23 protein-coding genes and 2 pseudogenes are annotated in these 26,334 nt (G+C 63.7%); 7 read left to right on the top strand and 18 right to left on the bottom strand.

The genetic code is table 11. The features are described 5' to 3' along the window. Positions 1 to 28: 28 nt before the first annotated feature. Positions 29 to 988 (bottom strand): aldo/keto reductase, encoded by a 960-nt coding sequence (locus AC1C2R_RS04770; RefSeq protein ID WP_495379159.1) that lies wholly within the window; start codon positions 986 to 988, stop codon positions 29 to 31. Between the two features lie 16 nt (positions 989 to 1,004). Then, positions 1,005 to 1,415 carry a nitroreductase/quinone reductase family protein gene (locus AC1C2R_RS04775; protein WP_495379160.1) on the bottom strand — a complete coding sequence of 137 codons (411 nt, stop codon included), beginning with the start codon at positions 1,413 to 1,415 and terminating at the stop codon, positions 1,005 to 1,007. Positions 1,416 to 1,488: 73 nt separating this feature from the next. Here AC1C2R_RS04775 and AC1C2R_RS04780 point away from each other — a divergent pair, with 73 nt between their 5' ends. Next, the gene (locus AC1C2R_RS04780; protein ID WP_495379161.1) at positions 1,489 to 2,073 is read left to right on the top strand and encodes a TetR/AcrR family transcriptional regulator; all 585 of its coding nucleotides are present in this window, start codon (positions 1,489 to 1,491) and stop codon (positions 2,071 to 2,073) included. A 281-nt stretch (positions 2,074 to 2,354) separates the two neighbouring features. Here AC1C2R_RS04780 and AC1C2R_RS04785 read toward each other — a convergent pair whose 3' ends face one another. Next, positions 2,355 to 2,489 carry a cupin domain-containing protein gene (locus AC1C2R_RS04785; protein ID WP_495380370.1) on the bottom strand — a complete coding sequence of 45 codons (135 nt, stop codon included), beginning with the start codon at positions 2,487 to 2,489 and terminating at the stop codon, positions 2,355 to 2,357. A gap of 95 nt (positions 2,490 to 2,584) precedes the next feature. On the opposite strand from AC1C2R_RS04785, the pseudogene AC1C2R_RS04790 reads away from it, so the two are divergent. Next, positions 2,585 to 3,505 (top strand): annotated as a pseudogene (locus AC1C2R_RS04790) (IS5 family transposase). 189 nt (positions 3,506 to 3,694) lie between these two features. Here the strand turns inward: AC1C2R_RS04790 and AC1C2R_RS04795 are convergent. Then, complete coding sequence (locus AC1C2R_RS04795) at positions 3,695 to 4,858, bottom strand: ImmA/IrrE family metallo-endopeptidase (protein WP_495379162.1); 1,164 nt, start codon at positions 4,856 to 4,858, stop codon at positions 3,695 to 3,697. A gap of 20 nt (positions 4,859 to 4,878) precedes the next feature. After that, complete coding sequence (locus AC1C2R_RS04800; protein ID WP_495379163.1) at positions 4,879 to 5,517, bottom strand: hypothetical protein; 639 nt, start codon at positions 5,515 to 5,517, stop codon at positions 4,879 to 4,881. A gap of 1,172 nt (positions 5,518 to 6,689) precedes the next feature. Here AC1C2R_RS04800 and AC1C2R_RS04805 point away from each other — a divergent pair. Both AC1C2R_RS04805 and AC1C2R_RS04810 read left to right on the top strand, forming a co-directional pair. Next, positions 6,690 to 7,193 carry a hypothetical protein gene (locus AC1C2R_RS04805; protein WP_495379164.1) on the top strand — a complete coding sequence of 168 codons (504 nt, stop codon included), beginning with the start codon at positions 6,690 to 6,692 and terminating at the stop codon, positions 7,191 to 7,193. A gap of 16 nt (positions 7,194 to 7,209) precedes the next feature. Beyond that, positions 7,210 to 7,764, top strand: coding sequence for a GIY-YIG nuclease family protein (locus tag AC1C2R_RS04810; RefSeq protein WP_495379165.1), 555 nt, complete (start codon positions 7,210 to 7,212; stop codon positions 7,762 to 7,764). 359 nt (positions 7,765 to 8,123) lie between these two features. On the opposite strand, the gene AC1C2R_RS04815 is transcribed toward AC1C2R_RS04810, so the two are convergent. The 7 genes and pseudogenes from AC1C2R_RS04815 to nrdH form a co-directional block, all read right to left on the bottom strand. Then, positions 8,124 to 10,292, bottom strand: coding sequence for an AAA family ATPase (locus AC1C2R_RS04815; protein WP_495379166.1), 2,169 nt, complete (start codon positions 10,290 to 10,292; stop codon positions 8,124 to 8,126). Between the two features lie 162 nt (positions 10,293 to 10,454). Further along, positions 10,455 to 10,580 (bottom strand): annotated as a pseudogene (locus AC1C2R_RS04820) (class 1b ribonucleoside-diphosphate reductase subunit beta); the annotation flags it as partial. A 462-nt stretch (positions 10,581 to 11,042) separates the two neighbouring features. Then, entirely contained in the window at positions 11,043 to 12,065 is a 1,023-nt protein-coding gene (gene nrdF / locus AC1C2R_RS04825; RefSeq protein ID WP_495379167.1) for a class 1b ribonucleoside-diphosphate reductase subunit beta, read from the bottom strand. Between the two features lie 12 nt (positions 12,066 to 12,077). Continuing rightward, a complete protein-coding gene (locus tag AC1C2R_RS04830; RefSeq protein WP_495379168.1) occupies positions 12,078 to 12,881 on the bottom strand; it encodes an NUMOD3 domain-containing DNA-binding protein in 804 nt (267 codons plus the stop codon). A 4-nt stretch (positions 12,882 to 12,885) separates the two neighbouring features. After that, positions 12,886 to 14,991 (bottom strand): class 1b ribonucleoside-diphosphate reductase subunit alpha, encoded by a 2,106-nt coding sequence (gene nrdE / locus AC1C2R_RS04835; RefSeq protein ID WP_495380371.1) that lies wholly within the window; start codon positions 14,989 to 14,991, stop codon positions 12,886 to 12,888. Positions 14,992 to 15,011: 20 nt separating this feature from the next. Next, entirely contained in the window at positions 15,012 to 15,434 is a 423-nt protein-coding gene (nrdI, locus tag AC1C2R_RS04840; RefSeq protein WP_495351391.1) for a class Ib ribonucleoside-diphosphate reductase assembly flavoprotein NrdI, read from the bottom strand. 69 nt (positions 15,435 to 15,503) lie between these two features. Further along, positions 15,504 to 15,737 (bottom strand): glutaredoxin-like protein NrdH, encoded by a 234-nt coding sequence (nrdH, locus tag AC1C2R_RS04845; protein ID WP_056005481.1) that lies wholly within the window; start codon positions 15,735 to 15,737, stop codon positions 15,504 to 15,506. Positions 15,738 to 16,274: 537 nt separating this feature from the next. Here nrdH and AC1C2R_RS04850 point away from each other — a divergent pair. Continuing rightward, on the top strand, positions 16,275 to 17,072 hold the full coding sequence (locus tag AC1C2R_RS04850) for an alpha/beta fold hydrolase (protein ID WP_495379169.1): 798 nt from the start codon (positions 16,275 to 16,277) through the stop codon (positions 17,070 to 17,072). 109 nt (positions 17,073 to 17,181) lie between these two features. On the opposite strand, the gene AC1C2R_RS04855 is transcribed toward AC1C2R_RS04850, so the two are convergent. Next, positions 17,182 to 17,757, bottom strand: coding sequence for an HhH-GPD-type base excision DNA repair protein (locus AC1C2R_RS04855; protein ID WP_495379170.1), 576 nt, complete (start codon positions 17,755 to 17,757; stop codon positions 17,182 to 17,184). Positions 17,758 to 18,004: 247 nt separating this feature from the next. On the opposite strand from AC1C2R_RS04855, the gene AC1C2R_RS04860 reads away from it, so the two are divergent. Beyond that, complete coding sequence (locus tag AC1C2R_RS04860; RefSeq protein ID WP_495351395.1) at positions 18,005 to 18,388, top strand: glyoxalase superfamily protein; 384 nt, start codon at positions 18,005 to 18,007, stop codon at positions 18,386 to 18,388. Between the two features lie 306 nt (positions 18,389 to 18,694). Next, positions 18,695 to 19,450 carry a hypothetical protein gene (locus AC1C2R_RS04865; RefSeq protein ID WP_495379171.1) on the top strand — a complete coding sequence of 252 codons (756 nt, stop codon included), beginning with the start codon at positions 18,695 to 18,697 and terminating at the stop codon, positions 19,448 to 19,450. Between the two features lie 8 nt (positions 19,451 to 19,458). Here the strand turns inward: AC1C2R_RS04865 and AC1C2R_RS04870 are convergent, their stop codons facing one another. From AC1C2R_RS04870 to araA, 5 genes are all read right to left on the bottom strand, one after another. After that, positions 19,459 to 20,532: a LacI family DNA-binding transcriptional regulator gene (locus AC1C2R_RS04870; RefSeq protein ID WP_495379172.1), complete on the bottom strand. Its 1,074-nt coding sequence runs from the start codon at positions 20,530 to 20,532 to the stop codon at positions 19,459 to 19,461. A gap of 27 nt (positions 20,533 to 20,559) precedes the next feature. Continuing rightward, complete coding sequence (gene mmsB, locus AC1C2R_RS04875) at positions 20,560 to 21,804, bottom strand: multiple monosaccharide ABC transporter permease (RefSeq protein WP_495351398.1); 1,245 nt, start codon at positions 21,802 to 21,804, stop codon at positions 20,560 to 20,562. Between the two features lie 46 nt (positions 21,805 to 21,850). Continuing rightward, the gene (gene mmsA, locus AC1C2R_RS04880; RefSeq protein ID WP_495351399.1) at positions 21,851 to 23,377 is read right to left on the bottom strand and encodes a multiple monosaccharide ABC transporter ATP-binding protein; all 1,527 of its coding nucleotides are present in this window, start codon (positions 23,375 to 23,377) and stop codon (positions 21,851 to 21,853) included. A gap of 134 nt (positions 23,378 to 23,511) precedes the next feature. Further along, positions 23,512 to 24,591: a multiple monosaccharide ABC transporter substrate-binding protein gene (gene chvE / locus AC1C2R_RS04885; RefSeq protein WP_495353191.1), complete on the bottom strand. Its 1,080-nt coding sequence runs from the start codon at positions 24,589 to 24,591 to the stop codon at positions 23,512 to 23,514. A gap of 190 nt (positions 24,592 to 24,781) precedes the next feature. Next, positions 24,782 to 26,296 (bottom strand): L-arabinose isomerase, encoded by a 1,515-nt coding sequence (gene araA / locus AC1C2R_RS04890; RefSeq protein ID WP_495379173.1) that lies wholly within the window; start codon positions 26,294 to 26,296, stop codon positions 24,782 to 24,784. Between the last annotated feature and the right edge of the window lie 38 nt (positions 26,297 to 26,334).

The raw sequence follows: 26,334 nt of genomic DNA on the forward strand, positions 1-26,334 counted from the left end.
CAGATTTGTCCCGTGGCGCATGCGGGTGTTACTGCCAGCTGGGCATGTTCTCCGGTGTGTAGCGGGCTCCGAAACCCCCAGACGGGAGAATCTCGGCGATTCGGTCAAGATGTGCCGGTGTCAGGTGGAGTTCGGCGGCGGCTGCGTTCTCCGCCACGCGTTGAGGATTCCGGCTTCCCGGGATCGGGACGACATGTTCTCCTCGCGTCAGTAGCCAGGCGAGGGCGAGTTGCCCAACTGTGGCATTCATGGAAGCGGCCAGGTGCTGGAGTTGCTCGGTTGCGGCGAGGTTCTTTTCGAAGTTGCCGGGCTGCCAGCGGGGGTCTGTGTTGCGCATGTCGTTCTCGTCGTACTGCCCGGCGGGCTTCGCTGTTCCCGTGAGGAAGCCCCGGCCAAGGGGAGAGTACGGAACCACGCCGATTCCCAATTCGGTGAGAAGAGGGAGCAGCTCTTCGATATCTCGCTCGAAGAGGGAGTACTCGGTCTGCAATACGGAGACGGGGTGGACGGCGTGCGCGCGTCGGATGGTGTCCTCGCCGACTTCGCTGAGGCCGAAATAGGTGACATCGCCGGCATCGATGAGTTCCTTCACGGTGCCGGCTACATCCTCGATGGGCACGGTGGGGTCGAATCGGTGCTGGTACAGCACGTCGATGTGATCAGTGCCGAGAAACCTGAGACTGTTTTGTACGACCTGCCGGATGTGGTCGGGTCGGCTGTCGAAGCCGTAGTCGCGAGTGAACCCGAACTTCGTCGCGATCATCACTTCGTCGCGGAATGGCGCGACCGCCTTGCCGAGGATTTGCTCGTTCTCCCCCCAGCCATAGAGTTCAGCCGTATCGAAGAAGGTGATTCCGGCGTCGAAGGCGGCTGCGATAGCTGCGGTGCCGAGCCCGTCGCTAGTCCCGTAAGCCATGGAGATGCCCATGGAGCCGTAGCCGAGAGCGGAGGTCGTCAGGCCTTGGGTGCCGAGAGTTCGTCTTTGCATAACTGTGATCCTTTGGTTAATGGAAGAGGACGTGTATGAGTGGGCTGCCGGCAAGCCAGCTCGGGACTGGTTCAACGGGCTGGGCCAGGTATCCGCGATGGAGCGGTTGATTGAGATCGTCGACGATGGCACTGAAGATGTGACGACGTTCGTCGGGGTCCAGCATTGGCTCCGCCGTCGCTGCCAGGTCGGCACGGATGCCGTGCTTGAGGTGGAAGGTGAACTCGGGGTTGGCCAAGAGATTGGCGTACCAGCTCCGTTTCGCCGGCTGCGTCGTGAGGTAGATCTCGCCATCCACGCGGTAGAACCAGATCTCGATACGCCTGACGCGGCCCGTGCGAGCACCCTTGGTTGAAATATCGATAGTCCGGCTAATGGACGAGGATCTCGGGGTGATAGCGAGAGCGTGCTTGGTTCGTTCGTCCATCGATACTCCTAAGTAAGTGTTCTCTTACTTTGAGACTAACGTAAGTAAGTAGACGTTTCGCTACGATGGGGAGATGAAGCGAGACGCCGAGGCAACCAAGGAGCGCATCCTGGCCGCCGCGTCTGTCGAGTTCGCCGATCGCGGGCTGGCGGGCGCTCGGATCGACCGAATCGCTGCAGGCGCGACATCCAACGTCCGTCTCATCTACGCGCATTTCGGCAGCAAGGAGAACCTGTTCGCACTGACTCTCGACCGCGAGTTGACGGCGATGGCAGAGGCGGTCCCCGTCGATGTAGATGACCTTCCTGGATGGGTTGGCAGGTTGTTCGACTATCACCACGAGCATCCGTTCGGTGTGCGGATCAGCCTGTGGCGGGAGCTCGAGCGGCCCGATCTCGGGCCGGACGATGCGCTCATCTACGCAGAGAAGGTCGAAACCATGGCGACGACGATGGGCGACCGAGGATCCGCGATAGACCTGCTCGTACTTCTTTACGGCATGGCGCAAGCCTGGTTCTTCACCCCGGTCGGGCTGCGGGCAGCGGATGGCAGCGATCCGCTCAGCCACACCCGCACTCGAGACCACCGACTCGCTCTCGTCACAGCGGCCACCGCTCTGACCAACGTCACAAGCCTCGGCGAACGAAACGCCCGCTGAGGGATCCATCACCGGCCGGGGAGCCCGGCGTTGTGTCGGCGCCACCCCTGAAGAGAAAGCGCCAGGCGATGACGAGTGCGGCCCGAGGTTGATCGCGGCCCACAATCTCGCCGCGGTGTCCCGCTAGAACTTCAGGCCGTGACGCTCGACCAGCGGCATCGTCGCTTCGAAGTCCACCTCAGCGCCGTACTCCGTTGCGAGGACCGGTAGAGTGTCGGGCGAGTACTCCCCACCAGGTTCCGCGAGTCGGCGAAACATTGCCTCAATACCGCCTGGCACGATCATTCGAGCACTCGAAGCTCGTCGTCGCCCGCGTTCCAGAACGTATGCCATCGTCCCCGCGGCTTAACCACAAGATCGCCCCGCGAAGCCGTGATCTCGACTCCCTCCTCGACCAGCCCGACGCATCGCTGGATGGGCTCGCCGTCCTTGCCGTTCTCAGGTTCAAGTGGAGCTGGGTGCTAGGGCGTGTCTCCCATATTGGTGGTGAGGTTCGGGGCATGCTGGTTGGGTGAGGTCGACGGGTTCGCGGTATCGGGTGTTCACGGATGAGCAGTGGGAGCGGATCGAGTCGTTGCTGCCGTCGAATCAGGGCCGCCGGGGTCACCCGTTCGGTGATAGCCGCTGTGTGGTCGAGGGCATCGCGTACCGGTATCGGACCGGGACTGCGTGGCGTGATCTGCCCAGAGATGAGTTCGGTCCGTGGCAGACGGTGTGGAAGCGGCATCGCCGCTATGCCGGCGATGGAACCTGGGAACGGGTGCTTGCGCTGGTGCTCGCCGAGGCTGACGCGGCGGGCAGGATCGACTGGTCAGTGTCGGTGGATGCCACGATCGCGCGTGCGCACCAGCACGCCACGAACATGACCCGCCCGGAGCAGGACACAGGAGGCGGGATCGAATCACAAGAATCTGCCGCTCGGACTGGTTGAGCCGGCCGGTCACGGCATCGGTCGTTCTCGGGGCGGGCTGACGACGAAGATCCATCAGGGCTGTCGATGGGCGGGGTCGGCCGCTGGCGGTGGTCGTCACCGGCGGGCAACGCAACGACGGTGCGATGCTTGCGCAGGTCCTCGCCGAGATCCATGTCCCACGACTGGGCCCGGGGCGGGCGCATACCCGACCGGACGCGGTGATCACCGACCGTGCGTACGCGACCGGCGTGATCCGCGCCGAACTGCGCCGCCGCGGGATCAAGACCGTGATCCCAGACAAGCGCGACCAGATCGCTGCCCGCAAGCGACGCGGCCGTCCGCCAGGGTTCGACGCGGACGCCCACCGAGGGAGGAATGTGGTCGAGCGGTCCTTCGCGCTGGCCAAGCAGTGGCGTGGTCTTGCCACCAGGTACGACAAGCTCGCCGTCACCTATCGCGCCGCGCGTCACCATCTGCGCGATCCTCAGCTGGCTACGCACAAAGGGAGACACGCCCTAGAAGTCCTAGTCCTTGCCCGCTCCGCTGCATAGCCCGGAGTCCCGCAAATTCTCCGGCACGGCTCTTCACTCGTGCCCTCCGATTTCGCTTCTGCGTGTGTTCAACCCGGGAGCCACTTCAAAGACGCGCTCGATACACGTCGACACGACCTGAACCGAAACTAAGTAGAGCGATTAGTTTGCGTGTTGCTCAACGGCTCCCGCGTCGCGCGTTGAGGTCTGCGACCGGCGCAAACGAGACGTCGCGGAGTTCAGCTGTGCTCCGCGACCGGCCCACACCATCCCCCTGGATGGCAAACGTAACGATTCCCAGCATCAGGTCTTGAACATCCTGAGCCCGAACGTCCAGAATGCGAGCAATCTCGGCGAAACCGTGCCCGCGGCTCCGCATGTCGCTCATCACCTGGGTGAGCAAACTTGAGCTCTCGGCTCGCAGATCGGACCCTGGCTCTCCGCGCCGGAAACCGGCCATCGAGAGCTGCTTGGCGAGTGTGGCATAGGTCCAGTCCGAGATGACCCCGAGCCGGTGCGCGCGCAAGTTGAGCGCCATCGCACTGACGCGCCAGCGGCGCTTCAGCATGAGGACGTCCTCGAGCATGAGGTTGTTGCCACGAATCGCGCCGATCACATCGGAGCGGGGCATTAGGAACGAGCTAGCGAAGTCGTTGGCTGCCTGCTCCTTCTCCTTGCCCGACTCGACGTGCAAGGAGCCGCCGTGCATGACGAGGTGCCCGAGCTCGTGAGCGAGGTCGAACCGCAGCCGCTCAGCGGACTTGTGGACGTTCAGGAAAATCACCGGCGTCGGACCGTGTCGGAATGAGAAGGCGTCGATGGCCTGAAGCGGTCCGCCTGCGGAGTAGACCTTGGCGCCCCTTGACTCGAGGAGGTGCAGCAGGTTTTTGATCGGGGCGACACCGAGTCCCCAAGCGCCGCGCAGCGCCTCGGCTGCCTGATCAGGCGCGAGCTCATCATCGGAGTCAATCAGATCTTGCAGTTCCGGAACGTCCGGCGCTGGCGAGCGATAGGTCACCTGGATCCAGTCCGACAGCTCGATGGCGAGTGTCGACAAGCTGCGGGCTGTCGCTTCGTCCTTCTTCGCGAGCTTCGAGGTCGCGCGGAAATGGAAGGCGTCGGACGGCGGCTGGCTCTTCACCGATCGATAGAAGAACTCGACCGGAAAGTTCAGGACGCGCGCGAACTCGCGCACTAGGTCGGGCCCAGGCGTCTTCTTCACGTTCTCGATCTGCGAGATCCACGGCGCGCTGATACTTGCAGCCGCGGCCAGATCGGTAGCCGTCATCTGACGGATGGCGCGCGCCATCTCGAGGCGCGCTGGTACGAAGGTGGTGCTCATCGTGGGGACCAAGCGTCCCGTCAGCGACGCTCGACAGTGAAGCCGAAGCCCTCGTCGTCGCCCTCGTCCTCCTCGAAGGAGAAGGCGCCAAGCGCGAGGTCGAACGGCGGGAAGATGATCCGGTCGAGCCAGCTGTCGATTTGCTTGCCGGCCATCGACTTCGGGCGGGACATCTCGAGGTACACCATGCCGTCGCGCTCGTTGTAGAGCAGGATCCAGAGGTACTTGACGTCGATCTCGCCGCCGTCCGGGGTCGGCTGACCAAACAGCGTAGCCTGGCCGTTCTCGTCCACGCGCTTCGCGAACGCGGAGCCCTTCGGGTTCTTGGTGCTCGGCGAGGTACCCCACGGAATACCGGTGAACTCGTCGCCGCTGCTGGTGATAAGCCCGAGGTTGAGTCTGGGCTGCGAGAAGTACGGCAGGTTCTGCGGGTCGGAACGCTTCCAGTCGAGCTGCAGCAACATCAGCTGCTCGTGCATGTACTCGACGGTGCGGAACCACCGGGTCATGTTCGGCGCGGACTTCGGCGCACCCTGCGAGAAGGTACGGCTCTCGGCTGCGCCGACGGCCACCGCCCGCTCGAACACCTCGGCGGTGAGACGCATCGGGGACAGGAGGCGAGCGAGATCCTCGCGAGTCATCGGGGTGTGGATCGCCATGTGCGGTTCCTCTCTCGCAGCCGGTAGTAATTCAAGGGTAGTGCACCTAGTGAATGAAACGCCACTTCAAGTTAGGCGCGGCGTGTCGCCCGTTAGTCAGGGAACGGCGGCTCGTCTCCCCACATCGCGGACCCCGCACGATTGGCGCTTGCACTACCCGCACGGTTCGCCGATACCGACGGACTCGCGATCCGCGCGGAGTGCGTCGAGCGATACACAACGCGGTCTCCGACGATAGTGCCTGCGTAGCATCCCGACGGGTCGAACACGTAGTCGCCCTTGACTCGACCGAGATATGTTCCCGAGCGCGCGAACAGCTTGTCACCGCTACGCCGAAGCGGGCGGCCATTCTTTGTATATAGGTCTGCCACGAGTTCACCATGCCCTGGGCCTCCGACATCGCCTGCCGAACCTGAGGAGTCTCGATGCGGCTGGCCAAGGAGCAAGGAAGCCCGAGCCATAAGGCGCCGGATGACGGTAGCGCTGAAGGAAGAAGTGCGAGCGCATCGCGACGAGGCGAAGCGACGCGAGTGGCGCGAGAAGGGATGTAACTCGCGCGTGAGCAGCCGGCAGTCGGTGAGCTGTGTCTCGGCTGCGGGCTCCCGGTCATAGACAACCTCGGCAACTGGCCCGGCACGATGTACCTCACGCCGGAGCAGAAGGCCGGTAATGACGCCGATCAGGCGCGCTAGGAGAAGATGCATCTGGACTGCGACGCGCATCGGTGGAGCATGTCTGGATCCCGAGCTACTCACTGTGACGACTGCTGCCCGCCACTCCCCCTGGCGCCATCTCAGATCGAGAATATCCAGCGAATCCTGACCAGACGGACGCGCCGCGAAGAGGAGCTTGACGTTTGGGAGCGCACCCTGACCTGCGGCTACATCGTCAAGCAGAGCGTGCACCACAAGAATCAACACCCCGAGCCTTTCGACTGCGTGGTGTACAAAGTGCGAGATGACTCGCGGCGTCGTGACCTCAACGAAGACGATCGAGGCGGCCGCGCGCATGCGGACGCCAAGCGGAAACGCGATGACTGAGTCTCCCTTGCGGAGCGTGAACTGAGGAAGGCGGAGACGGCTGCCGCTGAGGCGAGAGAGAAGCTCAACGAGCTGCGGGTCGACCGATACCGTTGGGCTACGAATTCAGACGTCCAGAGGAAGGGGAACTGCGTGGCACTTAATAGCGGTGATGAGCTGGCCAAGGCGGTTGGTGAGTCCAGCGTGGAGAACATTCCGGCATCCAAGTACCCGGACGTCGTGGCGATGATCCCGGAAATGTCGGACGAGCTGCGAGCCAGGCTTTTCGAGCTCGTTCCGGGACTCCTGCAGTACTCGCTCGACGCGATGAACGCGACGGAAGAGACACTCAAGACGACCCTGGCCGCGAACGCACAAGATCAGGCGGAGCTAAGCGCGTCGTTCAACAAGTTGCAGGCCAAAGCTGACGGGCGCATTCAGCGTGGTGAGCTGAGCGAGGAACACGAGCGCTTCCTGTTCGACTACCTGATGAGGCTCCAGGACAAGCGCGTCGATAGTAGCCGGGAGAACAAGAACTTCATCGCGAACGAGGCGGCCGCCGCTCGCCGCGCCAAGATGATGCAGGCCTCGCTCCCGGTACTCGAAATGGCGATCATGGCCGGCGTGCGGATCATGCTGTCTCGCGGGCGCGGCTGAGCAGAAGATCAGAGACATGGATCTGCTCGAGGATGAGTTGTTCCGACCGGCGTCAGAAATCGACGCTGTCGTGCCAAAGGAGTTCGGGGTCTACGCGATTCGTCTACGCCCGGGGTCGACGTTGCCAGGACGGTTTGGGGCAACCCTCGAACAGCGGGAGACCCGCCTGATGTACATCGAGCAGGCCGAGAGACAGACACTGCTGAAACGGCTACTCGGCAACGAACTGCGAGCCCGAGGTAATGGCACCTTCATCCGCAGCATCGGCGCGGTACTGGGCTATCGCCCACCGTTCGGGTCGCTCGCCGGTCGCGCGCGCGTTCAGAACTATCGCTTCGCGCCGGCCGACCGGATCGCGATCGTGGAGTGGATCAACAAGCACCTCGAAGTCAGTTGGGCAGTGCTCCCTCAGCCCGCGGTGCACGACATCGAAGTCGCCCTGATCCGCGAACACAAGCCGTTGCTGAACATTCAAGACAATCCGCGAGCGCTACCCAAGCTCTCGGCGCTCCGTGCCGAATGCCGTGCCATCGCGGCAGGGTTCGCAGCGCGCCGAGCTGAGGTGAGGTAAAGATGGGGTCGATCGCTGCAGAAGCGCGAAAGGCACCGATCTACTGATGTAACGGGAGCGGGGCTTGAACCCGCGACCTCACGAATCGGGTCTGATCCTCTCTACGGGCGCTTCAAACCACGACCTCTCCGTACGAGTCACCCCGATGTCGCCGGTCTGACATCACGCTGTCGACTCGCCCGCGGAGGTCACCGGATTCGAATAATGGCACCGAGGACTTCGACGCCGGGTAGGCCGGAGTCGTACTTGCCGAGACTATGCGCCGGAACTTGTAGGTGGACAGGAGCTGGGTCAGGGCAATCATCGCGTAGGCGTGGATCTCCCTGTCAATACGTGCCGAGAAGCCGAGAGGGCTCGACCTACGAGCCGAGTGCCGTCACCTCGGCGAGGAGCCGAGAAAGATGCTCATCCGACATATCGAGAATCGGTTCATACATGAACGAGTTCACATGGATGTGCTCCGGAGTCATCAGCACAACGCCGTCGATCGTTCTGATGGCATCTGTGTCCGATGGGAAGTCCCTCTTATAACGAGCCAGCAGCTGCGGGGTCTGGTTCGCGCGCACCGCTTCGAGAAACTCAGGGTCGTCAATCTGCTCAACCATATGCCTCTCAGCCGCGATACGTATCGCGATCGAGAGGGTGATCTTGTTTGACAGGTTCAAGCTGGAGCTGTCGCCCACGCACGCGTCCGCCTGGTCCATGATCATTTCGATAACCGCTCCGGTCGGGTCGCCCCATTGCTCACTGGTTCCGAACAGCGTGTTGAAAACCGCGTCTAGATCCGCCTGCGTGATTGACGCTGTGTCAGCCTTCCAATGCAAGAGCGATGTGAGCTTGATGTAGTCGGGGTCGTCCTCGCCACGTGTGTACTCAAGGAGGTTGCGGATGAAGGGAATCGCAGCCACTCGCTTGCCCGGATCTGTAAAGAAGTTTGGCTTGAAATCCTTGATGAAGGGGTTCTTGATGCCGGCGGCTTTCACAAGCGCCACGCCGACTTCGGTCTTCTGAGCCATCAGGCACTGGTGGTAAGGAATAAACCGGCTCTCAAGCGTTCGGTAGAAGTCGAAGTTGTGCGTCAGCACCACTAGACGGAAGTTGTCGACGTCGGCGATGTCCTTGAGGTACTGGATGATCGCATACTTGTTCTTGTAGTCGAACGAGTCGGCGATGTCGTCCACGATGAAGATGGTCTCGCCGGGCTGTCCCTTGCGCCGCTCCACCTCAAACAACACATTAAGAATGTAGAGCGCCTTCTTCTCTCCGGTGCTGAGCACCTCAAGTAGGTCGTCCCGCTCCACCTCGACGGTGTCGTCGCCGTCTTCGAACTCGAACCCGAGCTTCGCCACCGACTCTAAGCCGAGCACGACGTTGGTACGGTTCTTCGCGGTCAGCTTAAACGGGACGAAGAAGCGCTGGTTGAAGATCTCGATGACTTCTTCCCACTGGCCACGCTGCTCAGCCGCCGCAGCCTGAATCGCCTTCTTTCGAGCCTCAGCCGCTCGGAAACGCGAGACAGCTTCGGCATAGAGTCCCTCATTCGCCTTGAGGTATGACTTCCAAACCCCCTCCTTAAATCGATCAACGTTGACCAACTCGGGCAGGATTTCTTGGTTGTCGGAGACGTAGTCCCAGAAGCGGCGGACCTCCAAGTTCTTCGTGAGCTTGGCTTCGATAGCAGCGAACGTTTTGCGAAGTGCGGGGTCCTCACTGATCCGCTCCTTCTCCGAGTTGATTAGATCGGCCAACTCCTTCTGGCTGCTAACAGTCGATCCGCCAGAGCCGTCATTGAGCACGACGGTGTGGTTGGCATCGAAGAAGCCATTCGCGCCTAGACTCCGCGCGATGGTCTCGGCGTTGTAGTAGCTGAAGGTGTCACGGCTAAAATAGGTCGATGCGTCAAGGAGCTCGTTGAACCGCAGCACATACTCCGCCAGTGACTCAGCGAAGCCTCTGGTCGCCAGCAACGCGAGCACCTTGTCGTCAAAAAGCGTGTCGTACGGCAGGTCCGCGTATGGCGCCTCTTCGCCCTGCAGCTCCTCCTCCACACGAACCAGTGAGCGGAAGAAGCTCTGATCATCACGGGTAAACGCGAGCGACACCTCTCTCGCGATGTCCTTCTTGGTTGATGACTGAACCTTCAGAGCAGCGATTAGCTCCGCTCGCGCTTCGTTGATACCCCGCTGCAGTTGCTCATACTCGTCGCGAAGAATCTTGTCAACCAAGAGTGTTGAAGTTTCTTCGGTCGGGCCAATCTCCTCGTCGTAGGACACAATGACCACAACTTGACTAGCGTCGATTGCGACACCGTCTTGATCAGTGATTGTCCGTGAGCTGGTGCGATCCGGAAAGAGATGATCGGAAGACTCCACGCCGCGCGAAAGGTCGCCGAACGTGCGGGCGAAAGAGGTCTTCATGAGCCCGTTCGGCGCGTAGATCGCAGCTGCTCTGGCGTCCTTAAAGCTGATCTCGGAATCCAGTCGGTGTATTCCATGGCAGTTGGTGAGATCGATCTTCAGTTTCTTCATTGCGCCTCAGTTCGTACCCTTGACAGTTACTCGAGGCCCGAGGACATTTGCGCCGTGGACGGACCGCCGACCCAGTCGACTGAGAACTGGATCGCTAACTCAAGGTACCCGTGTCCTCGAGCTTTCTGAATTTCCGCATGAACCGGACGCCATGCGAAAGAGCAGGAACTTATTGACGTCTTCGGCCAGTCCGACGCCGTCGTAGAGGTCTTGCGTGTACTGCACCTCGTTGTCGTAGAGCTCGAAGAGCAGCGAGAACGTGTAGTCCTTCAGGTCGTCGCGCTCAGCCTGCGAGAGGCCTTGAAGAGACCCTCCAGGTCCCAATCTTCAGATTTAGTAGGACCAGCCCATCCAGGGCTGAGCACACATTGCAATTCAGCCCCACGAAGCTAGCGCGGAGCTCGCCCACTAGAGCTGCACGAATATCGGCGAAAGGTGCTTGTCATCCCGGGCGTACCCCGGCGGTAGATCGACAAATGATTCGTCGAGCACGCGAAAATTGACCATCTTTGGGATCCGAAACAGATCCCAAAACGGAACAGGTCTCGTCCTTCCCGTGCCTCGTACTTGGAAACCGCGCATCATCTCGTTACCCGTCGTTGCGTGGCGTCCGTACGCCGCTGGAACAACGATTCTGTGATGACCGTCGTAGTGGAATTCAACCAAGAGCTTCGACTTGATCGCGTGCGCTATGTCCAACTGTTGTCCCTTCCTTCGCGCCAGATTGGCTGGTCAATTGCTTGCTGTCTGTCAGAAGTCCCAGTCCTCATCCTCGGTAACCACGGCCTTGCCGATCACATACGAAGAGCCCGACCCCGAGAAGAAGTCGTGGTTCTCGTCAGCGTTCGGTGAGAGCGCCGAGAGGATCGCCGGGTTCACATCAGTGACGGTCTTCGGGAACATCGGCTCGTAGCCGAGGTTCATGAGGGCCTTGTTGGCGTTGTAGTGCAGGAACTTCTTGACGTCTTCGGTCAGGCCGACACCGTCGTAGAGGTCTTGCGTGTACTGCACCTCGTTGTCGTAGAGCTCGTAGAGCAGCGAGAACGTGTAGTCCTTCAGGTCATCGCGCTCAGCCTGCGAGAGCTGCTCGAGCCCCTTCTGGAACTTGTAGCCGATGTAGTAACCGTGCACGGCCTCGTCGCGAATGATGAGGCGGATCATGTCGGCCGTGTTGGTGAGCTTCGCCCGCGACGACCAGTACATCGGCAGGTAGAAGCCCGAGTAGAAGAGGAACGACTCGAGCAGCGTCGAGGCGACCTTGCGCTTCAGCGGCGAGTCGCCCTGGTAGTACTCCATGACGATCGCGGCCTTCTTCTGAAGGTTCTCGTTCTCGACCGACCAGCGGAACGCGTCGTCGATGTCTTTCGTCGAGCACAGCGTCGAGAAGATCGACGAGTAGCTCTTCGCATGCACCGACTCCATGAACGCGATGTTCGTGTAGACAGCTTCTTCGTGCGGGGTGATCGCATCGGGGATGAGCGAGACCGCGCCGACGGTGCCCTGAATCGTGTCGAGCAGGGTCAGCCCGGTGAACACACGCATGGTCAGCGTCTGCTCTTCGGGCGTCAGCGTGTTCCACGACTGGATGTCGTTCGACAGCGGCACCTTCTCGGGCAGCCAGAAGTTGTTGACCAGGCGGTTCCAGACCTCGAGGTCCTTCTCGTCCTGGATCTTGTTCCAGTTGATCGCGTTGACGTGGCTGACGAGCTTCAGCTTGCCGCCGACGTGAGCTGGGTCGTTCTTCGCCGAGTTGACTGGATCAGTCAGAGTCATTTCGTTCGCCCCTCAGTTGGCTTCAGTCGCCGGCGGTGCGGCGCAGTACTTGCATTTTGGGCTGATGACGCCCTCGTTCGTGTGGAAGCGGGTGTGCGCATTTTGGCCCCTCAATGGCAGGGGGCGTCCCTTCCTTACGGCGGACATCTTCGCACGAGTCTCCTCGCTCGCCGTCTTGCCAAAGTTCGGATTGAGCTCGCCACGCCGCATTTGGGAGAGTCGTTCACGCGACTCTGCTGACATGGTGTGGCCGTAGCTCGGGTGGTCTGGCCCGAACTTTCCGAAATTCGGATTGTCCGCGCCTTCGTTCGTCCCTTTCCGTTCCTCGGACCATCTGGCTTTCTGCTCGTCAGAATGGCTGCGCCCCCACACCGGTGAGTCGGCACCGAAGCGGTGCACGCCGGTCGGGCGACCTCGAGCTCTGTCGCCGGCCGCCTTTCGCTGCTCATCCGTCCAGACGACACCGGTCGGGCCCAGTCCCCCGTCCGAGAGGTTCATCAGTCGGTCCCCCGTCTCACGATAGAGAGAGATCCAACTGATCTCGGCGAGACCGAGATCTTCACGAGTCGTAGTGACACGCTCGAGCGGAACGACTTCATACGCGGCATCCGGCGTCTTTCGCAGCCAGTCATAGAACGGAGTCTTGCGCCCTCTGCGAGCCTCACCGCGATGCTCCGACAGTCGCCGAGGCAGCGTCTTCGTGGTCTGCCCGATGTAGCGGTACTCGCCAGTGGCCCGCACGCGGAACCCATAGACGATGCCCACAATTGGAGCACCCAGCCCCAACTCGGGCGACCACTCGACTGTTTCGATCATGAGATTAGAGCGCGCAGCTGACGCACATATCCAGCTCCGTGCCCTCGAGGGCCATCTGACGCAGGCGGATGTAGTAGATCGTCTTGATCCCCTTCTTCCATGCGTAGATCTGCGCCTTGTTGATGTCGCGGGTCGTCGCGGTGTCCTTGAAGAAGAGCGTGAGCGAGAGGCCCTGGTCGACGTGCTGCGTCGCCGCGGCGTAGGTGTCGATGACCTTCTCGTAGCCGATCTCGTACGCGTCCTGGTAGTACTCGAGGTTGTCGTTCGTCATGAACGCCGCCGGGTAGTAGACACGACCGAGCTTGCCCTCTTTGCGGATCTCGATCTTCGACGCGATCGGGTGGATCGACGCCGTCGAGTTGTTGATGTACGAGATCGAACCGGTCGGCGGCACGGCCTGCAGGTTCTGGTTGTAGATGCCGAACTCGGCGACAGACGCCTTCAGCGCCTTCCAGTCCTCCTGCGTCGGAATGTGCACGTTCGAGTCCGCGAAGAGCTGCGTGACCTTCGCGGTCTCGGGCACCCACGCGGCATCCGTGTACTTGTCGAAGAACTCACCCGACGCGTACTTGGAGTCTGCGAAGCCGTCGAAGGTCACGCCGCGCTCCTTCGCGATGTTGTTCGACGCCTGCAGCGCGTGGAACAGCACCGTGTAGAAGTAGATGTTCGTGAAGTCGATGCCCTCTTCGCTGCCGTAGAAGATGCGCTCGCGGGCGAGGTAGCCGTGCAGGTTCATCTGGCCGAGGCCGATGGCGTGCGACTTGTCGTTGCCGTCTTCGATCGAACGCACCGAGGTGATGTGGCTCATGTTCGACACGGCGGTGAGGCCGCGGATGGCGGTGTCGACGGTCTTGCCGAAGTCGGGCGAGTCCATCGTGAGCGCGATGTTGAGCGAACCGAGGTTGCACGAGATGTCTTTGCCGATCTCGTTGTAGCTCAGGTCTTCGTTGTACGTCGTCGGCGTGTTCACCTGCAGAATCTCGCTGCACAGGTTCGACATGTTGATGCGGCCCTTGATGGGGTTCGCCTTGTTCACCGTGTCTTCGAACACGATGTAGGGGTAGCCGCTCTCGAACTGGATCTCGGCGAGGGTCTGGAAGAACTCGCGCGCGTTGATCTTCGTCTTCTTGATGCGGGGGTCGTCGACCATCTCGCGGTACTTCTCGGTGACCGAGATGTCGCCGAACGGCTTGCCGTAGACGCGCTCGACGTCGTACGGCGAGAAGAGGTACATGTCTTCGCCGTTCTTGGCGAGCTCGAACGTGATGTCGGGCACGACGACGCCGAGCGAGAGCGTCTTGATGCGGATCTTCTCGTCGGCGTTCTCACGCTTCGTGTCGAGGAACCGCATGATGTCGGGGTGGTGGGCGCTGAGGTACACCGCACCGGCACCCTGGCGGGCACCGAGCTGGTTGGCGTAGCTGAAGCTGTCTTCGAGGAGCTTCATCACGGGGATGATGCCGCTCGACTGGTTCTCGATCTGCTTGATCGGGGCGCCGGCCTCACGGATGTTGCTCAGCGAGAGAGCGACACCGCCGCCGCGCTTCGAGAGCTGCAGGGCGGAGTTGATGCCGCGCGAGATCGACTCCATGTTGTCTTCGATGCGCAGCAGGAAGCAGGAGACGAGCTCGCCGCGCTGCGCCTTGCCCGTGTTGAGGAAGGTGGGGGTGGCGGGCTGGAAACGGCCGCCGATGATCTCTTCGACGAGGTTCACGGCGAGCTTCTCGTCGCCCTGAGCGAGGCCGAGCGCCGTCATCACGACGCGGTCTTCGAAGCGCTCGAGGTAGCGCTTGCCATCGAAGGTCTTGAGCGTGTAGCTCGTGTAGTACTTGAACGCACCGAGGAACGTCTCGAAGCGGAACTTCTTCGAGTACGCGAGGTCGTTGAGCTTCGTGATGAACTCGAACGAGTACTGGTCGAGCACGGCCTGCTCGTAGTACTCCTTCTCGACGAGGTAGTCGAGCCGCTCTTTCAGCGAGTGGAAGAAGACGGTGTTCTGGTTGACGTGCTGCAGGAAGTACTCCCGCGCGGCTTCGCGATCCTTCTCGAACTGGATCTGGCCGTCTTCGCCGTAGAGGTTGAGCATCGCGTTGAGCGAGTGGTAATCCATCGCCGTGCGAGGTGCGTCGATCACTGCGACACCGTCTGTAACTGCTGAGTTCGCCAAAATGCGTCCAATCCATCGTCGACGGCGCGAACGTCGTCAGGTGTTCCGAATACTTCGAAGCGGTAGAGGTGCGGCACCCCGGTCTTGGTGGCGATGATGTCGCCGGCAAGACCGAAGGCCGACCCGAAGTTGGTGTTGCCGGCGCTGATCACGCCGCGGATGTTCGAGCGGTTGTCGGGATCGTTGAGAAAGCGGATGACCTGCTTCGGAACGGCGCCATTGCCGTCGCCGCCGCCATAGGTCGGCACGACGAGCACGTACGGCTCGTCGACGTGCAGTGCTTCTTCACGAGCATGCAACGGGATGCGGGCCGCGGTGCGACCGAGCTTTTCGATGAAACGCTTCGTGTTGCCCGAAACGCTCGAGAAGTAGACCAAATTCGTCATGGTTACCCTCCCTCGTTCGCTGAGTCTGTCGAAGCGAACCCCCGCTCCTTCGACAGGTTCAGGGAGCGCTCAGGCGAGGCGCGAGGCGAGTTCGTCGATCTTGTCGGGGCGGAAACCCGACCAGTGGCCTTCATCGGTGATGACGACCGGAGCTTGCAGGTACCCCAGTTCCTTGACCTGCGCAAGCGCGCTCTCGTCGACAGAGAGGTCGAGCACTTCGTACTCGATGCCTTTGCTGTCGAGGGCGCGATACGTCGCATTGCACTGCACGCAAGAAGGCTTGGTGTAGACCGTGACCGTCATTGTTTTCCCCTCGTTCTCAGGCTCTGGAGGAGCCCGTCCCCCGGTGTTTCTTTCGTTCTTCAATACTACATCTAGTGTTCGCGGAACTCGACTGCCACAACATGCAGTAGTTACATTCGTGTAGTTATCCACTGGGTTATCCACCGGTTGTGAACAATGGATGCCACTGCGACCGGCGGATTCTCGGGGCTCCGACCCGGGTTATCCACACCCGCCGAGTTCGAAATCTCTTGGCCTGTGGACGGATGTCGGGCGTGTCGCGAATCGGAACCCTTGGGGGCGATGCGCCCCGCCGACCCCTACATATGGTGTTGTAACCCCCACGATGCCACCACCCACCGACACTCCCGCGCGGCCCGTCGGTCGAGTAGCGACGAAGGAGCTCGCACCCGTCGGTCGAGTAGCGACGAAGGAGCTCGCACCCGTCGGTCGAGTAGCGACGAAGGAGCGTATCGAGACCCACCCGCGCCCGGCCCCCTCTCGTTGTCGCGCCTCGGCCCGCGGCGTAACCTGACCCCGAGCGAAGGAGCCCGCCTGATGACCGAGTACGTGACATCCGCCGACGGCACGCGCATCGCCTACGACCAGCAGGGTTCGGGGCCGCCCGTGATCCTCGTCGACGGGGCGATGCAGTTCCGCGCCTTCGATCCGGCCACGACCGAGATGGCGAAGGAACTCGCCGGTCACGGCTTCTCCGTCGTGCACTACGACCGGCGCGGCCGCGGCGAGAGCCCCGCCGAGGCGCCGATCACCCTCGAGCAGACCCTCGACGACCTCCGCGCGCTCATCGACGAGGCGACCGAGGGCGCCGACGACGCCGTCGCGTTGTTCGGCAGCTCGTCAGGTGGGGCGATCGCCCTCGCCGCGGCATCCGCCGGCCTGTCGATCTCGAAGCTCGTGCTGTGGGAGGTGCCGCTCAACGCCGAACTCGGTACCGAAGGCGAGCAGTTTCTTGCCGGTCTTCGCGAACGCATCGCGGCCGGCGACGGCGACGCGACCATCGAGTACTTCATGAAGGACATGCCGCCCGAGTGGCTCGCGGGGTCGAAGGCGAGCCCCGGCTGGCCGATCATGACCGCGATGGGGCCGAGCCTCGAGCCCGACTCCGAGGCGCTCGCCTGGACCCAGAGTGCACCTCGGGCGTCGCTCTGGGCCGCCGTCACGCAACCGACGCTCGTGCTCATCGGCGAGCAGACCCTCGAAACCATGCGCACCGCAGCCGACTCGCTCATCGCGAACCTGCCGAACGCGGTGGCCGGCACGGTGCCCGCCGCCGAACACGCCTGGGAGCCGAAGTCGATGGCACTGACGATCGCGGAGTTCCTCGTCGGCTGAGATGTGGCGCGTGCGCGGGTGCTGCGCGCCTCAGCCTGTCGCGGGTCCTCGTCGGCCGATCCCGCAGGCGCCCGCGCCCGCGAGACTCAGGGCGCCCGCGCCCCGAGACTCAGCCCTTCGCGGCCTTCGCCGCCACCTTCGCCGCCTGCTTCGTCGCGCGCACCTTGGCGAGCGACTCGGGGTCGACGATGTCGGCGACCGAGCGGAACGCACCCTCGTCGCCGTACGCGCCCGCGGCCTCACGCCAGCCCGGTGCGGTGAGCCCGCATTGCTTGCCGAGCAGCGCGAGGAAGATGCGCGCCTTCTGGTCACCGAAGCCGGGCAGCTTCTTCAGTCGCGCGAGCACCTCGGGCCCGTCGGGTTCGCCTTGCGTCCAGATCGCGGATGCCTCGCCGCCCCAGTCGGCGACGACGGCCTCGGCGAGCCCTTGCACGCGACCGGCCATCGAACCCGGAAAACGGTGCACGGCCGGCGTCTGCTTGAACACCTCGACGAAGGCTTCGGGGTCGTAGCCCGCGATCGTCGCCGGGTCGATCGAGCCGATTCGCGAACGGATCTTCTCAGGCCCGGCGAATGCGGACTCCATGGATACCTGCTGATCGAGGAGCATTCCCGTGAGCAGTGCGAACGCGTCGGCGCTGAGCAGCTCGTCGGCGGCCTGCTCCCCAGTGATGTGCAATGCCATGCGCCCATCCTTCCACCCGGGCGCGCATGCCGCACGGGTCGCCCAGACGGATGCCTCCGCGCCACCGCCTCCTCTTCCTCCTCTTTCTCTTCTTCTTGCTCTCCTTCCTCCTCTTGCTCCTCGTGGCGCGGCGTGAGCCGCGGCATCCGCAGCGTTCGAATGCGGACGGAAATTGGCCGCAACGTTGTCTACCGTGAAGGCAAGCGATTCGATGGAACGGATCGCATCGAATCCCCGAGGAGTCACCATGGACTGGAAGATCGAACTCATCCACGTGCCCGTCACCGACATCGACCGCGCGAAGGACTTCTACGTGAACAAACTCGGCTTCAACGCCGACCACGACCAGGTGGTCAGCGAGGGCTTGCGCTTCGTGCAACTGACCCCGCCCGGATCGGCCTGCTCGATCGCCATCGGCGAAGGCCTCGGCGGCACACTCGAGCCCGGCACGCTCGACGTGATCCAGGTCGTGATCGCCGACGCCGACGCCGTGCTCGCCGACCTCCGCGCGAAGGGCGTCGAGGCCGAGGGCGTCGACGAGCAGGCGTGGGGTCGTTTCGTCACGGTGAAGGACCCCGACGGCAACACCTGGACCCTGCAGCAGCTGCCGGACTGGAGCCAGCAGGGGTAAGACCGCGGTCGCGGCGGTCGCGACCGCGCACAACTCCGGAGATACGGACGCAACCACGGCGCGCCGCGTCAGGTGAGCGGCGTGTCAGCGGCGAACTCCGGAGTTGTGCACGGCAAGCGGCGGATGTCGCGGCCACGTGCGGATTCATACCAGATCGGTTACGGGATGCATCGCGCACCGAGCCGGCCCCGCTCCGGCGCAGCGCAGCGCAGCGCGGCCGATGGTGTCGCGTTCTGAGCGCGCATATTCGCGGCCCCTGCGGAGCCGACCCCCTCCCACCGGATGGTCGGCGCGTAGGCTGGCGGCATGTCCGACCTCTCGCGCCACCTGCCGCTCAGCCAGCGCGTGCAGCAAGACGAGTCGGGTGTGTCCTCGCACTGGGATGCCGAACTCGCCGCCGTGCTCGGTTCCCTGGTCGACGGTCTCCGCACGCAGCCGCCTGAAGCGTGGCACGTCCCGACGCTCCGCCGCGGCTGGACGGTACGGATGTCGGCCGCGTTCATCGTGCAACAGCTCACCACTCCCGTCACGCGCCGCGTCACTGCCGCCGCCCTCGGCCTCGCCGAGCACGTCTTCAGCCGGAACGCCGCCGAAGCGGCCTCCGCCCTGAAGGCAGCCGATGCGACGAACCCCGAGGAGACGCTCGACGCCCTCGCCGCCGTCGTCGCCTCCGCCACGGCAGCCACTGCGCCCGGCGCCGGCCGCATGGGCATCCGCCAACTCGAGACGACCGTCGTCGGCGGCCTCGACATCGCACTGCCACTCGGCATCGAACTCGCCCTCCCTCCAGCGGCGACCGGCGCCGTCGCCCTGCGACGCGCCCTGGCTGCGCCGGTGGAGATCAAGGCCGTCATCCGCGGCCACTCGCTGCGCGCCACGGATGCCGGCTGGAGCTTCGGCCGCGGTCCCGAACTCGTCGACACGGCTGCCGGCCTGCTCCTGTTCCTCTTCGACCGCAGCGACGTGCCGCCGCATCCGCCCGGCGACCTGAGCACCGACAACGGCAAAGCGAGCACCGACGGCGACGGGGCGACAGACGGGAACAGCAGCGCACCGCGCTGACCGTCGACTCAGACTCGCGCCGTACTGCTGCGCACCACGAGCTCGGGAAGTCGAGCGATGCGGTCGGGAGCATGCTCCTCATCTCCGAGCACGTCGAGCACGTTCGCCATGATGTCGCGCCCGAGCCCCTCGAAGTCCTGCCGCATGGTGGTCAGCGGTGGGGCGAAGTGCGCGGCTTCCGGAATGTCGTCGAAGCCGATCACGCTCACGTCTTCGGGCACGCGGATGCCCGCGTCACCGAACGCGTGCAGCACGCCGAGCGCCATCTGGTCGTTCGCGACGAACACGGCCGTGAATTCGCCGCCGTCGAGCTCGCGGTTCGCGGCGAGCGCCTGCCCGGCACGATAGCCGGACTCCGACGTCCAGTCCCCCATCACCGGCTCCGACGCCGGGAGGTCGTGGTCGTGCAGGGCCGCGGCCCAGCCGCGCACGCGCTCGCCTGCGTCCATCGAATCGGGAAGCCCGGCGATGTGGCGGATGCGCCGATGCCCGAAGGCGATGAGATGCTCCACGGCGACGCGGGCGCCGTCGTACTGGTCCATGGCCACCTGGTGCATACCGTCGACCGGCTCCGAAGCCAACCCGACGAGCGGCACCTCGATCTCGATGCTGCGGGTGGCGGTGATCGCCGCCCGCTCGCCCGAGATCAGCACGATCGCCGAGACGTTGTGGCGCACCATCATCGAGACAGCGGCGCGCAACGAGGTCGCATCCACTTCGCGCATCGCCACCTGGGTGACCGTGAACTCCGCCTCGCGGGCGGCCTCGTTGAAGCCGAGCGCTGCGTTCGACGGCCCGTAGTCCGGCCGGCCGGCTGTGATGAGGCCGATCGTCTGGGATCGGCGGGATGCCAGCGTGCGTGCGGCCGGCGATGGTGTGTACGACAGCTCGCCCATCGCCTGCTGCACTCGCGTGCGGGTCGACGCCCTCACGCCGGGCAGGTCGTTGAGCACCCGCGAGACGGTCTGGTGCGAGACGCCCGCGAGCTTGGCGACGTCGAACATCGTGGCCGGCTGATCACGGCGCGCGGATGCCGCGGCGGGAGGCGCAGGCGCAGGTGCAGGTGCAGGTGCATCCGTCATGGCATCCCTCTCCCCACCACGCGGGATCTACGCGCCGCCGGAGCGGCGCTTATTGTACACGTCGAACGCGACGGCGAGCAGCAGCACGAGACCCTTGACCGCCTGCTGCCACTCGATGCCGATGCCCATGATCGACATGCCGTTGTTCAGCACGCCGATGATGAGACCACCGATGATTGCGCCGCCGATCGTGCCGACGCCGCCCTGCACCGCTGCTCCGCCGATGAAGGCGGCGGAGATGGCCTCGAGTTCGAAGCCGTCACCGGCCTTCGGGCCGGCGAGGTTGAGGCGGGCGGTGAAGATGAGACCGGCGAGTGCGGCGAGGAAGCCCATGTTGACGAACAGCCAGAAGTCCACGCGGCGGGTCTTGATGCCCGAGAGTTCGGCCGCGTGACGGTTACCGCCGATGGCGTAGATGTGGCGGCCGAAGACCGAGCGGTTCATCACGACGCCGTAGACCATCACGAGCACCGCCAGGATGATGAGCGTCACCGGGATGCCCTTGTACGAGGCGAGGGCGTAGACGAAGAAGCCGATGGCCAGCGAGACGAGCACGAGCTTCGTGACGAACCACACGATGGGCTCGACATCCTGGCCGTACTTCTGGCGTCCGCGGCGAGTTCGCGCCTGCTGCACGATGAGCGCGAGGATGGCGATGACGCCGATGCCGAGGGTGAAGATGTCGGGATCGGATTCGCCGAAGATGCCGTTGACGAAGCCGTTGCCGAGGGCGCGGTACTCCGTCGGGAAGGAGCCGATGTTGGCGTTGCCGAGCACCACGAGCGCGAGACCACGGAAGATGAGCATGCCGGCCAGCGTCACGATGAACGCGGGTATGCCGACGTAGGCGATCCAGAATCCCTGCCAGACGCCGACGAGGGCGCCGATCGCGAGCGAGAGGATGACGGCGAGCCACCACGGGAGGCCCCACGTCACGGCGAAGAGACCGGAGCAGGCGCCCACGAAGGCGGCGACCGATCCCACCGACAGGTCGATGTGACCGGCGATGATGACCATCACCATGCCGATCGCAAGAACCAGGATGTAGCCGTTCTGCACGATCAGGTTCGAGATGTTCTGCGGTCGCAGCAGGATGCCGTCGGTCAGGAAGGAGAACAGCACCACCACGATGATGAGGGCGATGAAGATGCCGTTCTTGCCGAGGTCCGACAGGATGTGACTCAGGCGGTCGGTGAATTTGTTCTCGACCGGGTTGATGTTGCCGCCGACGGCCTCGGACTCCGTCTGGGTCGGCGTGGTTGGGTCTGACATTTTGTCTCCTCTGAGGGGCTGGAAGGAAGGGCCGCGAGCGTCGGCGCTAGCGGGGCTTCTCCATGGTCATGAGCTTGAGAACCGATTCGGGGCTCGCTTCCTCGATGGGAAGCTCGCCCGTGATGCGTCCTTCGGAGAGGGCGTAGATGCGGTCGCAGATGCCGAGCAGCTCGGGCAGCTCGGAGGAGATCACGATGACGCCCTTGCCCGCTGCCGCGAGCCGGTTGATGATCGTGTAGATCTCGTACTTCGCGCCGACGTCGATGCCGCGAGTCGGCTCATCGAGGATGAGCACATCGGGGTCGGAGTAGATCCACTTCGACAGCACGACCTTCTGCTGGTTGCCGCCCGAGAGCTTGCCGGTCTTCACGAGCACGCTCGGCGCCTTGATGTTCATCGAGGTGCGGTACTCGTTGGCGACCTTGAACTCCTCGTTGTCGTGCACGAGGCCGAACTTCTCGAGTTTGCCGAGCGACGCCATCGAGATGTTGCGCTTGATGTCGTCGATGAGGTTGAGACCGAAGGTCTTGCGGTCTTCAGTGGCGTAGGCGATGCCGTTGCCGATCGCCTCCGACACGGTGCGCGTCTTGATCTCCTGGCCGCGCTTGAAGACCTTGCCCGAGATGCGCGATCCGTAGCTCTGGCCGAACAAGCTCATCGCGAACTCGGTGCGACCAGCGCCCATGAGGCCGGCGATGCCGACGATCTCGCCCGCACGCACATTGATGCTCACGTTGTCGACCATCACGCGCGAGGTGTCCTGGGGGTGGTGCGCCGTCCAGTCCTCGACCCGCAGCAGCTCTTCGCCGATGTTCGGCGTGTGCTCAGGGTAGCGGTGCTCGAGGTCGCGGCCCACCATGTCCTTGATGATGCGCTCTTCCGAGACATCCGCCTTGGAGATGGTCTCGATCGTCTTGCCGTCGCGGATGACCGTGACCGTGTCGGCGATCTTCTTGATCTCGTTGAGCTTGTGGCTGATGATGATCGACGTGATGCCCTGCTCTTTGAGGTGCAGGATCAGGTCGAGCAGGTGATCGGAGTCCTCGTCGTTCAGCGCCGCGGTCGGCTCGTCGAGGATGAGCAGCTTCACGCGCTTCGAGAGCGCCTTGGCGATCTCCACCAGCTGCTGCTTGCCGACCCCGATGTTCATGATCTTCGTCGTCGGGTTATCGCGGAGGCCGACGCGGTGCAGCAGCGTCTGAGCTTCGTGGTTCGTCTTGTTCCAGTCGATGAGCCCGCCGCGACCCTTGACCTCGTTGTTGAGGAAGATGTTCTCGGCGATCGACAGGAAGGGGCTGAGGGCGAGCTCCTGGTGAATGATGACGATGCCCTTGGCTTCGCTATCGGTGATCTCCTTGAACTCGACCACCTCGTCTTCGAAGACGATGTCGCCTTCATAGGTACCGTGGCCGTACACGCCCGAGAGCACCTTCATGAGGGTGGACTTGCCGGCGCCGTTCTCGCCGCAGATGGCGTGCACCTCGCCGCGCGCGACCTCGAGTGTCACGTCCGAGAGTGCCTTCACGCCGGGGAAAGTCTTCGTGATGCTGCGCATCTCGAGAATGTTCGTCATTGATTCTCCTGCTTCCTTGACGGATGCCTGGACTGCTCAGCGGCGTCCGCGTGCCGGGGCTTGGTGCGAGAGTACTCGCCACCGGGCCCCGGCACGCGACCGTCGATCAGCGCCTGATCGGGAAGACCGAGCGATCAGCCCGTGATCTCTTCTTCGGTCCAGTAGCCGCTGTCGACGAGGATCTCGTTGATGTTGTCCTTGACGACGATCTGCGACTCGAGCAGGTACGACGGAACGACCTTCTTGCCGTTGTCGTAGTCCTCGGTGTTGTTCACCTCGGGCTCTTCGCCATTGAGCAAGGCGGTCGCCATGTCCACGGCCACGACCGCGAGCTGGCGGGTGTCCTTGAAGATGGTGGCGTACTGCTCGCCGGAGTTGATGGCCTTGACCGAGTCGAGCTCGGCGTCCTGGCCGGAGATGATCGGCCACTCGGCGCCCACGGTGTAACCCGCGTCCGTCAGAGCCGAGATGATGCCGCGCGACAGGCCGTCGTAGGGCGAGAGCACCGCGTTCACCTTGGAGCCGTCGGAGTAGCTCTTCGTGAGGATGTCCTCCATGCGGCTCTGAGCGACCTCGCCGTCCCAGCGCAGCGTCGCCGCCTGCTCGAAGCCGGTCTGGCCGCTCTTGACGACGAGCGTTCCGTCGTCGATGAGGGGCTGGAGGGTGTCGATCGCGCCGTCCCAGAAGAAGGTGGCGTTGTTGTCATCCGGCGAACCGGCGAACAGCTCGATGTTGAACGGGCCGGCGGGAGCACCGTCGACCGGCTCGCCCTCGAGGTCCGTCAGGCCGAGGCCGCTGAGCAGCGAGGTGGCCTGCTGCACACCGACCTTGTAGTTGTCGAACGAGGCGTAGTAGTCGACGTTCTCGCTGTCGCGGATGAGACGGTCGTAGGCGATGATCGGGATGTCGGCGTCAGCCGCATCCTGCAGCACCTGCGTGAGGGTCGTGCCGTCGATCGAGGCGATGATCAGGGCCTCCGCGCCCTTGGTGATCATGTTCTCGATCTGCGAGACCTGCGTGGGGATGTCGTCCTCCGCGTACTGGAGGTCGACCTTGAAGCCCTGCTCCTCGAGCTGCTCCTTGACGGCGTTGCCGTCCTGGATCCAGCGTTCGGAACTCTTGGTGGGCATCGCGACGCCGATGAGGCCGCCGTCGCCGCCCCCGTCGCCCGCGTTGTCACCGGATCCGCCGGAGCAGGCCGCGAGCGCGAGCATCGAGCCCGCTGCCAGCGTTGCGAGAAGAACCTTCTTGGTGGTCTTCACTGTGTTTCCTTTCACTGATGGACGTCGTTGTTCACCTGGGCGGTGTGCGGCTTCGATGTCGTCCATGAAGCATCGAATCCGCTGCCGACGGCCGAAGCGGCCGTACGGCGGGTGTTCAGTTGTGTGATTCGGCTGTGCTTGGTCACAGTCCTTGCGCCAGGCGGTAGTACGCCTGGTTCCAACGCACCTCGCGCGCGAAATCGCGCTGGGTGGTGGTCTCATCGATCACGAGCAGCTCGGTGCGAGCAATCTCGGCGAAGTCACGGAACACGTCGACGCCCACGGCGGTCGACATGACGGTGTGGTGCGCGGCACCGGCGGTCAGCCAGCATGCGGCACTCGTGGCGAAGTCGGGCGCCGGCTTCCAGACGGCGCGCCCGACGGGCAGTTTCGGCAGATCGGGCGCCGACACGTTCTCGACCACGTTCGCCGTGAGGCGGAAGCGGTCGCGCATGTCGGAGAGCGCCACGACGACGGCCGGGCCGGGGTCGGCAGTGAAGACGAGACGCACGGGGTCGTCCTTGCCGCCGATGCCGAGCTCGTGGATCTCGAGCGTCGGCTTCGACGTCGTCAGCGACGGGCTCACCTCGAGCATGTGCGCCCCGAGGATTCGCTCCTGCCCGGGCACGAGGTCGTAGGTGTAGTCCTCCATGAGGCTCGCGCCACCGGGGAGGCCTGCGCCCATCACGTTTGCGACGCGCACCAGGATGGCGGTCTTCCAGTCGCCCTCGGCGCCGAAGCCGTAGCCCTCGGCCATGAGTCGCTGCACGGCGAGGCCGGGCAGCTGCTTGAGGGCGCCCAGGTCTTCGAAGCTCGTGGTGAAGGCACCGAAGCCGCCCTCCTCGAGGAAGGAGCGCAGCCCGATCTCGATCGCCGCACCGTCGCGGAGGCTCTGGTGGCGCTCGGCGCCCTTCCGCAGCTCGGGGACGACGTCGTAGAGCTCCTCGTACTCGGCCACGAGCGCGTCGACGGCCGTCTCGGATGCCGCCGCCACCGCATCCGCCAGCTCGTTGACTCCCCAGGTGTTCACCTGAACGCCGAAGCGCAGCTCGGCCTCGGTCTTGTCGCCCTCGGTCACCGCGACGTAACGCATGTTGTCGCCGAAGCGAGCGAGCTTGAGGCTGCGCGATGCGGCCCAACCGGCCGCCGCGCGCTGCCAGGTCTCCACCTGCTGCTGCACGGTCGGGTTCGACACGTGGCCGACGACCGTCTTGCGGGCGATGCCGAGGCGGGTCTGGATGTAGCCGAACTCGCGGTCGCCGTGGGCCGCCTGGTTGAGGTTCATGAAGTCGAAGTCGATCTCGCCCCACGGCAGCTCGACGTTGGCCTGGGTGTGCAGGTGCAGCAGCGGCTTCGCCAGTGCGTCGAGGCCGGCGATCCACATCTTGGCCGGGCTGAAGGTGTGCATCCAGGCGATGACGCCGATGACCTTGTCGACTGCATTGACCTCGAGCGCGAGGCGGCGGATCGCATCCGAGTCGGTGAGTACCGGCTTCCAGACGACCTTCACCGGAACGCCCGTGCCGAGTTCGTCGGCGATCGCGCGCGACTGCTCGGCCACCTGGGCGAGCGTCTCCTCGCCGTAGAGGCCCTGGCTCCCGGTGAGGAACCAGACCTCGTACTCGTCGAGGGAGGTGGTGAGGGGCGAGCGGGTCATGTGTCGTCTTCCTGTGTCGGTTCGTTGGATTCGGATGC

Source organism: Agromyces sp. Y182 (assembly GCF_059445385.1).

Coding starts and splice junctions, on each gene's coding strand:
- AC1C2R_RS04865 (WP_495379171.1), top strand. CDS start 18,695: ATGTCCGACCTCTCGCGCCACCTGCCGCTCAGCCAGCGCGTGCAGCAA.
- nrdF (WP_495379167.1), bottom strand. CDS start 12,065: ATGACTCTGACTGATCCAGTCAACTCGGCGAAGAACGACCCAGCTCAC.
- AC1C2R_RS04860 (WP_495351395.1), top strand. CDS start 18,005: ATGGACTGGAAGATCGAACTCATCCACGTGCCCGTCACCGACATCGAC.
- AC1C2R_RS04830 (WP_495379168.1), bottom strand. CDS start 12,881: ATGATCGAAACAGTCGAGTGGTCGCCCGAGTTGGGGCTGGGTGCTCCA.
- nrdE (WP_495380371.1), bottom strand. CDS start 14,991: ATGGATTACCACTCGCTCAACGCGATGCTCAACCTCTACGGCGAAGAC.
- AC1C2R_RS04855 (WP_495379170.1), bottom strand. CDS start 17,757: ATGGCATTGCACATCACTGGGGAGCAGGCCGCCGACGAGCTGCTCAGC.
- mmsA (WP_495351399.1), bottom strand. CDS start 23,377: ATGACGAACATTCTCGAGATGCGCAGCATCACGAAGACTTTCCCCGGC.
- nrdH (WP_056005481.1), bottom strand. CDS start 15,737: ATGACGGTCACGGTCTACACCAAGCCTTCTTGCGTGCAGTGCAATGCG.
- AC1C2R_RS04795 (WP_495379162.1), bottom strand. CDS start 4,858: ATGAGCACCACCTTCGTACCAGCGCGCCTCGAGATGGCGCGCGCCATC.
- AC1C2R_RS04810 (WP_495379165.1), top strand. CDS start 7,210: ATGGATCTGCTCGAGGATGAGTTGTTCCGACCGGCGTCAGAAATCGAC.
- AC1C2R_RS04850 (WP_495379169.1), top strand. CDS start 16,275: ATGACCGAGTACGTGACATCCGCCGACGGCACGCGCATCGCCTACGAC.
- AC1C2R_RS04775 (WP_495379160.1), bottom strand. CDS start 1,415: ATGGACGAACGAACCAAGCACGCTCTCGCTATCACCCCGAGATCCTCG.
- AC1C2R_RS04815 (WP_495379166.1), bottom strand. CDS start 10,292: ATGAAGAAACTGAAGATCGATCTCACCAACTGCCATGGAATACACCGA.
- araA (WP_495379173.1), bottom strand. CDS start 26,296: ATGACCCGCTCGCCCCTCACCACCTCCCTCGACGAGTACGAGGTCTGG.
- AC1C2R_RS04780 (WP_495379161.1), top strand. CDS start 1,489: ATGAAGCGAGACGCCGAGGCAACCAAGGAGCGCATCCTGGCCGCCGCG.
- nrdI (WP_495351391.1), bottom strand. CDS start 15,434: ATGACGAATTTGGTCTACTTCTCGAGCGTTTCGGGCAACACGAAGCGT.
- AC1C2R_RS04870 (WP_495379172.1), bottom strand. CDS start 20,532: ATGACGGATGCACCTGCACCTGCACCTGCGCCTGCGCCTCCCGCCGCG.
- mmsB (WP_495351398.1), bottom strand. CDS start 21,804: ATGTCAGACCCAACCACGCCGACCCAGACGGAGTCCGAGGCCGTCGGC.
- AC1C2R_RS04770 (WP_495379159.1), bottom strand. CDS start 988: ATGCAAAGACGAACTCTCGGCACCCAAGGCCTGACGACCTCCGCTCTC.
- chvE (WP_495353191.1), bottom strand. CDS start 24,591: ATGCTCGCGCTCGCGGCCTGCTCCGGCGGATCCGGTGACAACGCGGGC.
- AC1C2R_RS04800 (WP_495379163.1), bottom strand. CDS start 5,517: ATGGCGATCCACACCCCGATGACTCGCGAGGATCTCGCTCGCCTCCTG.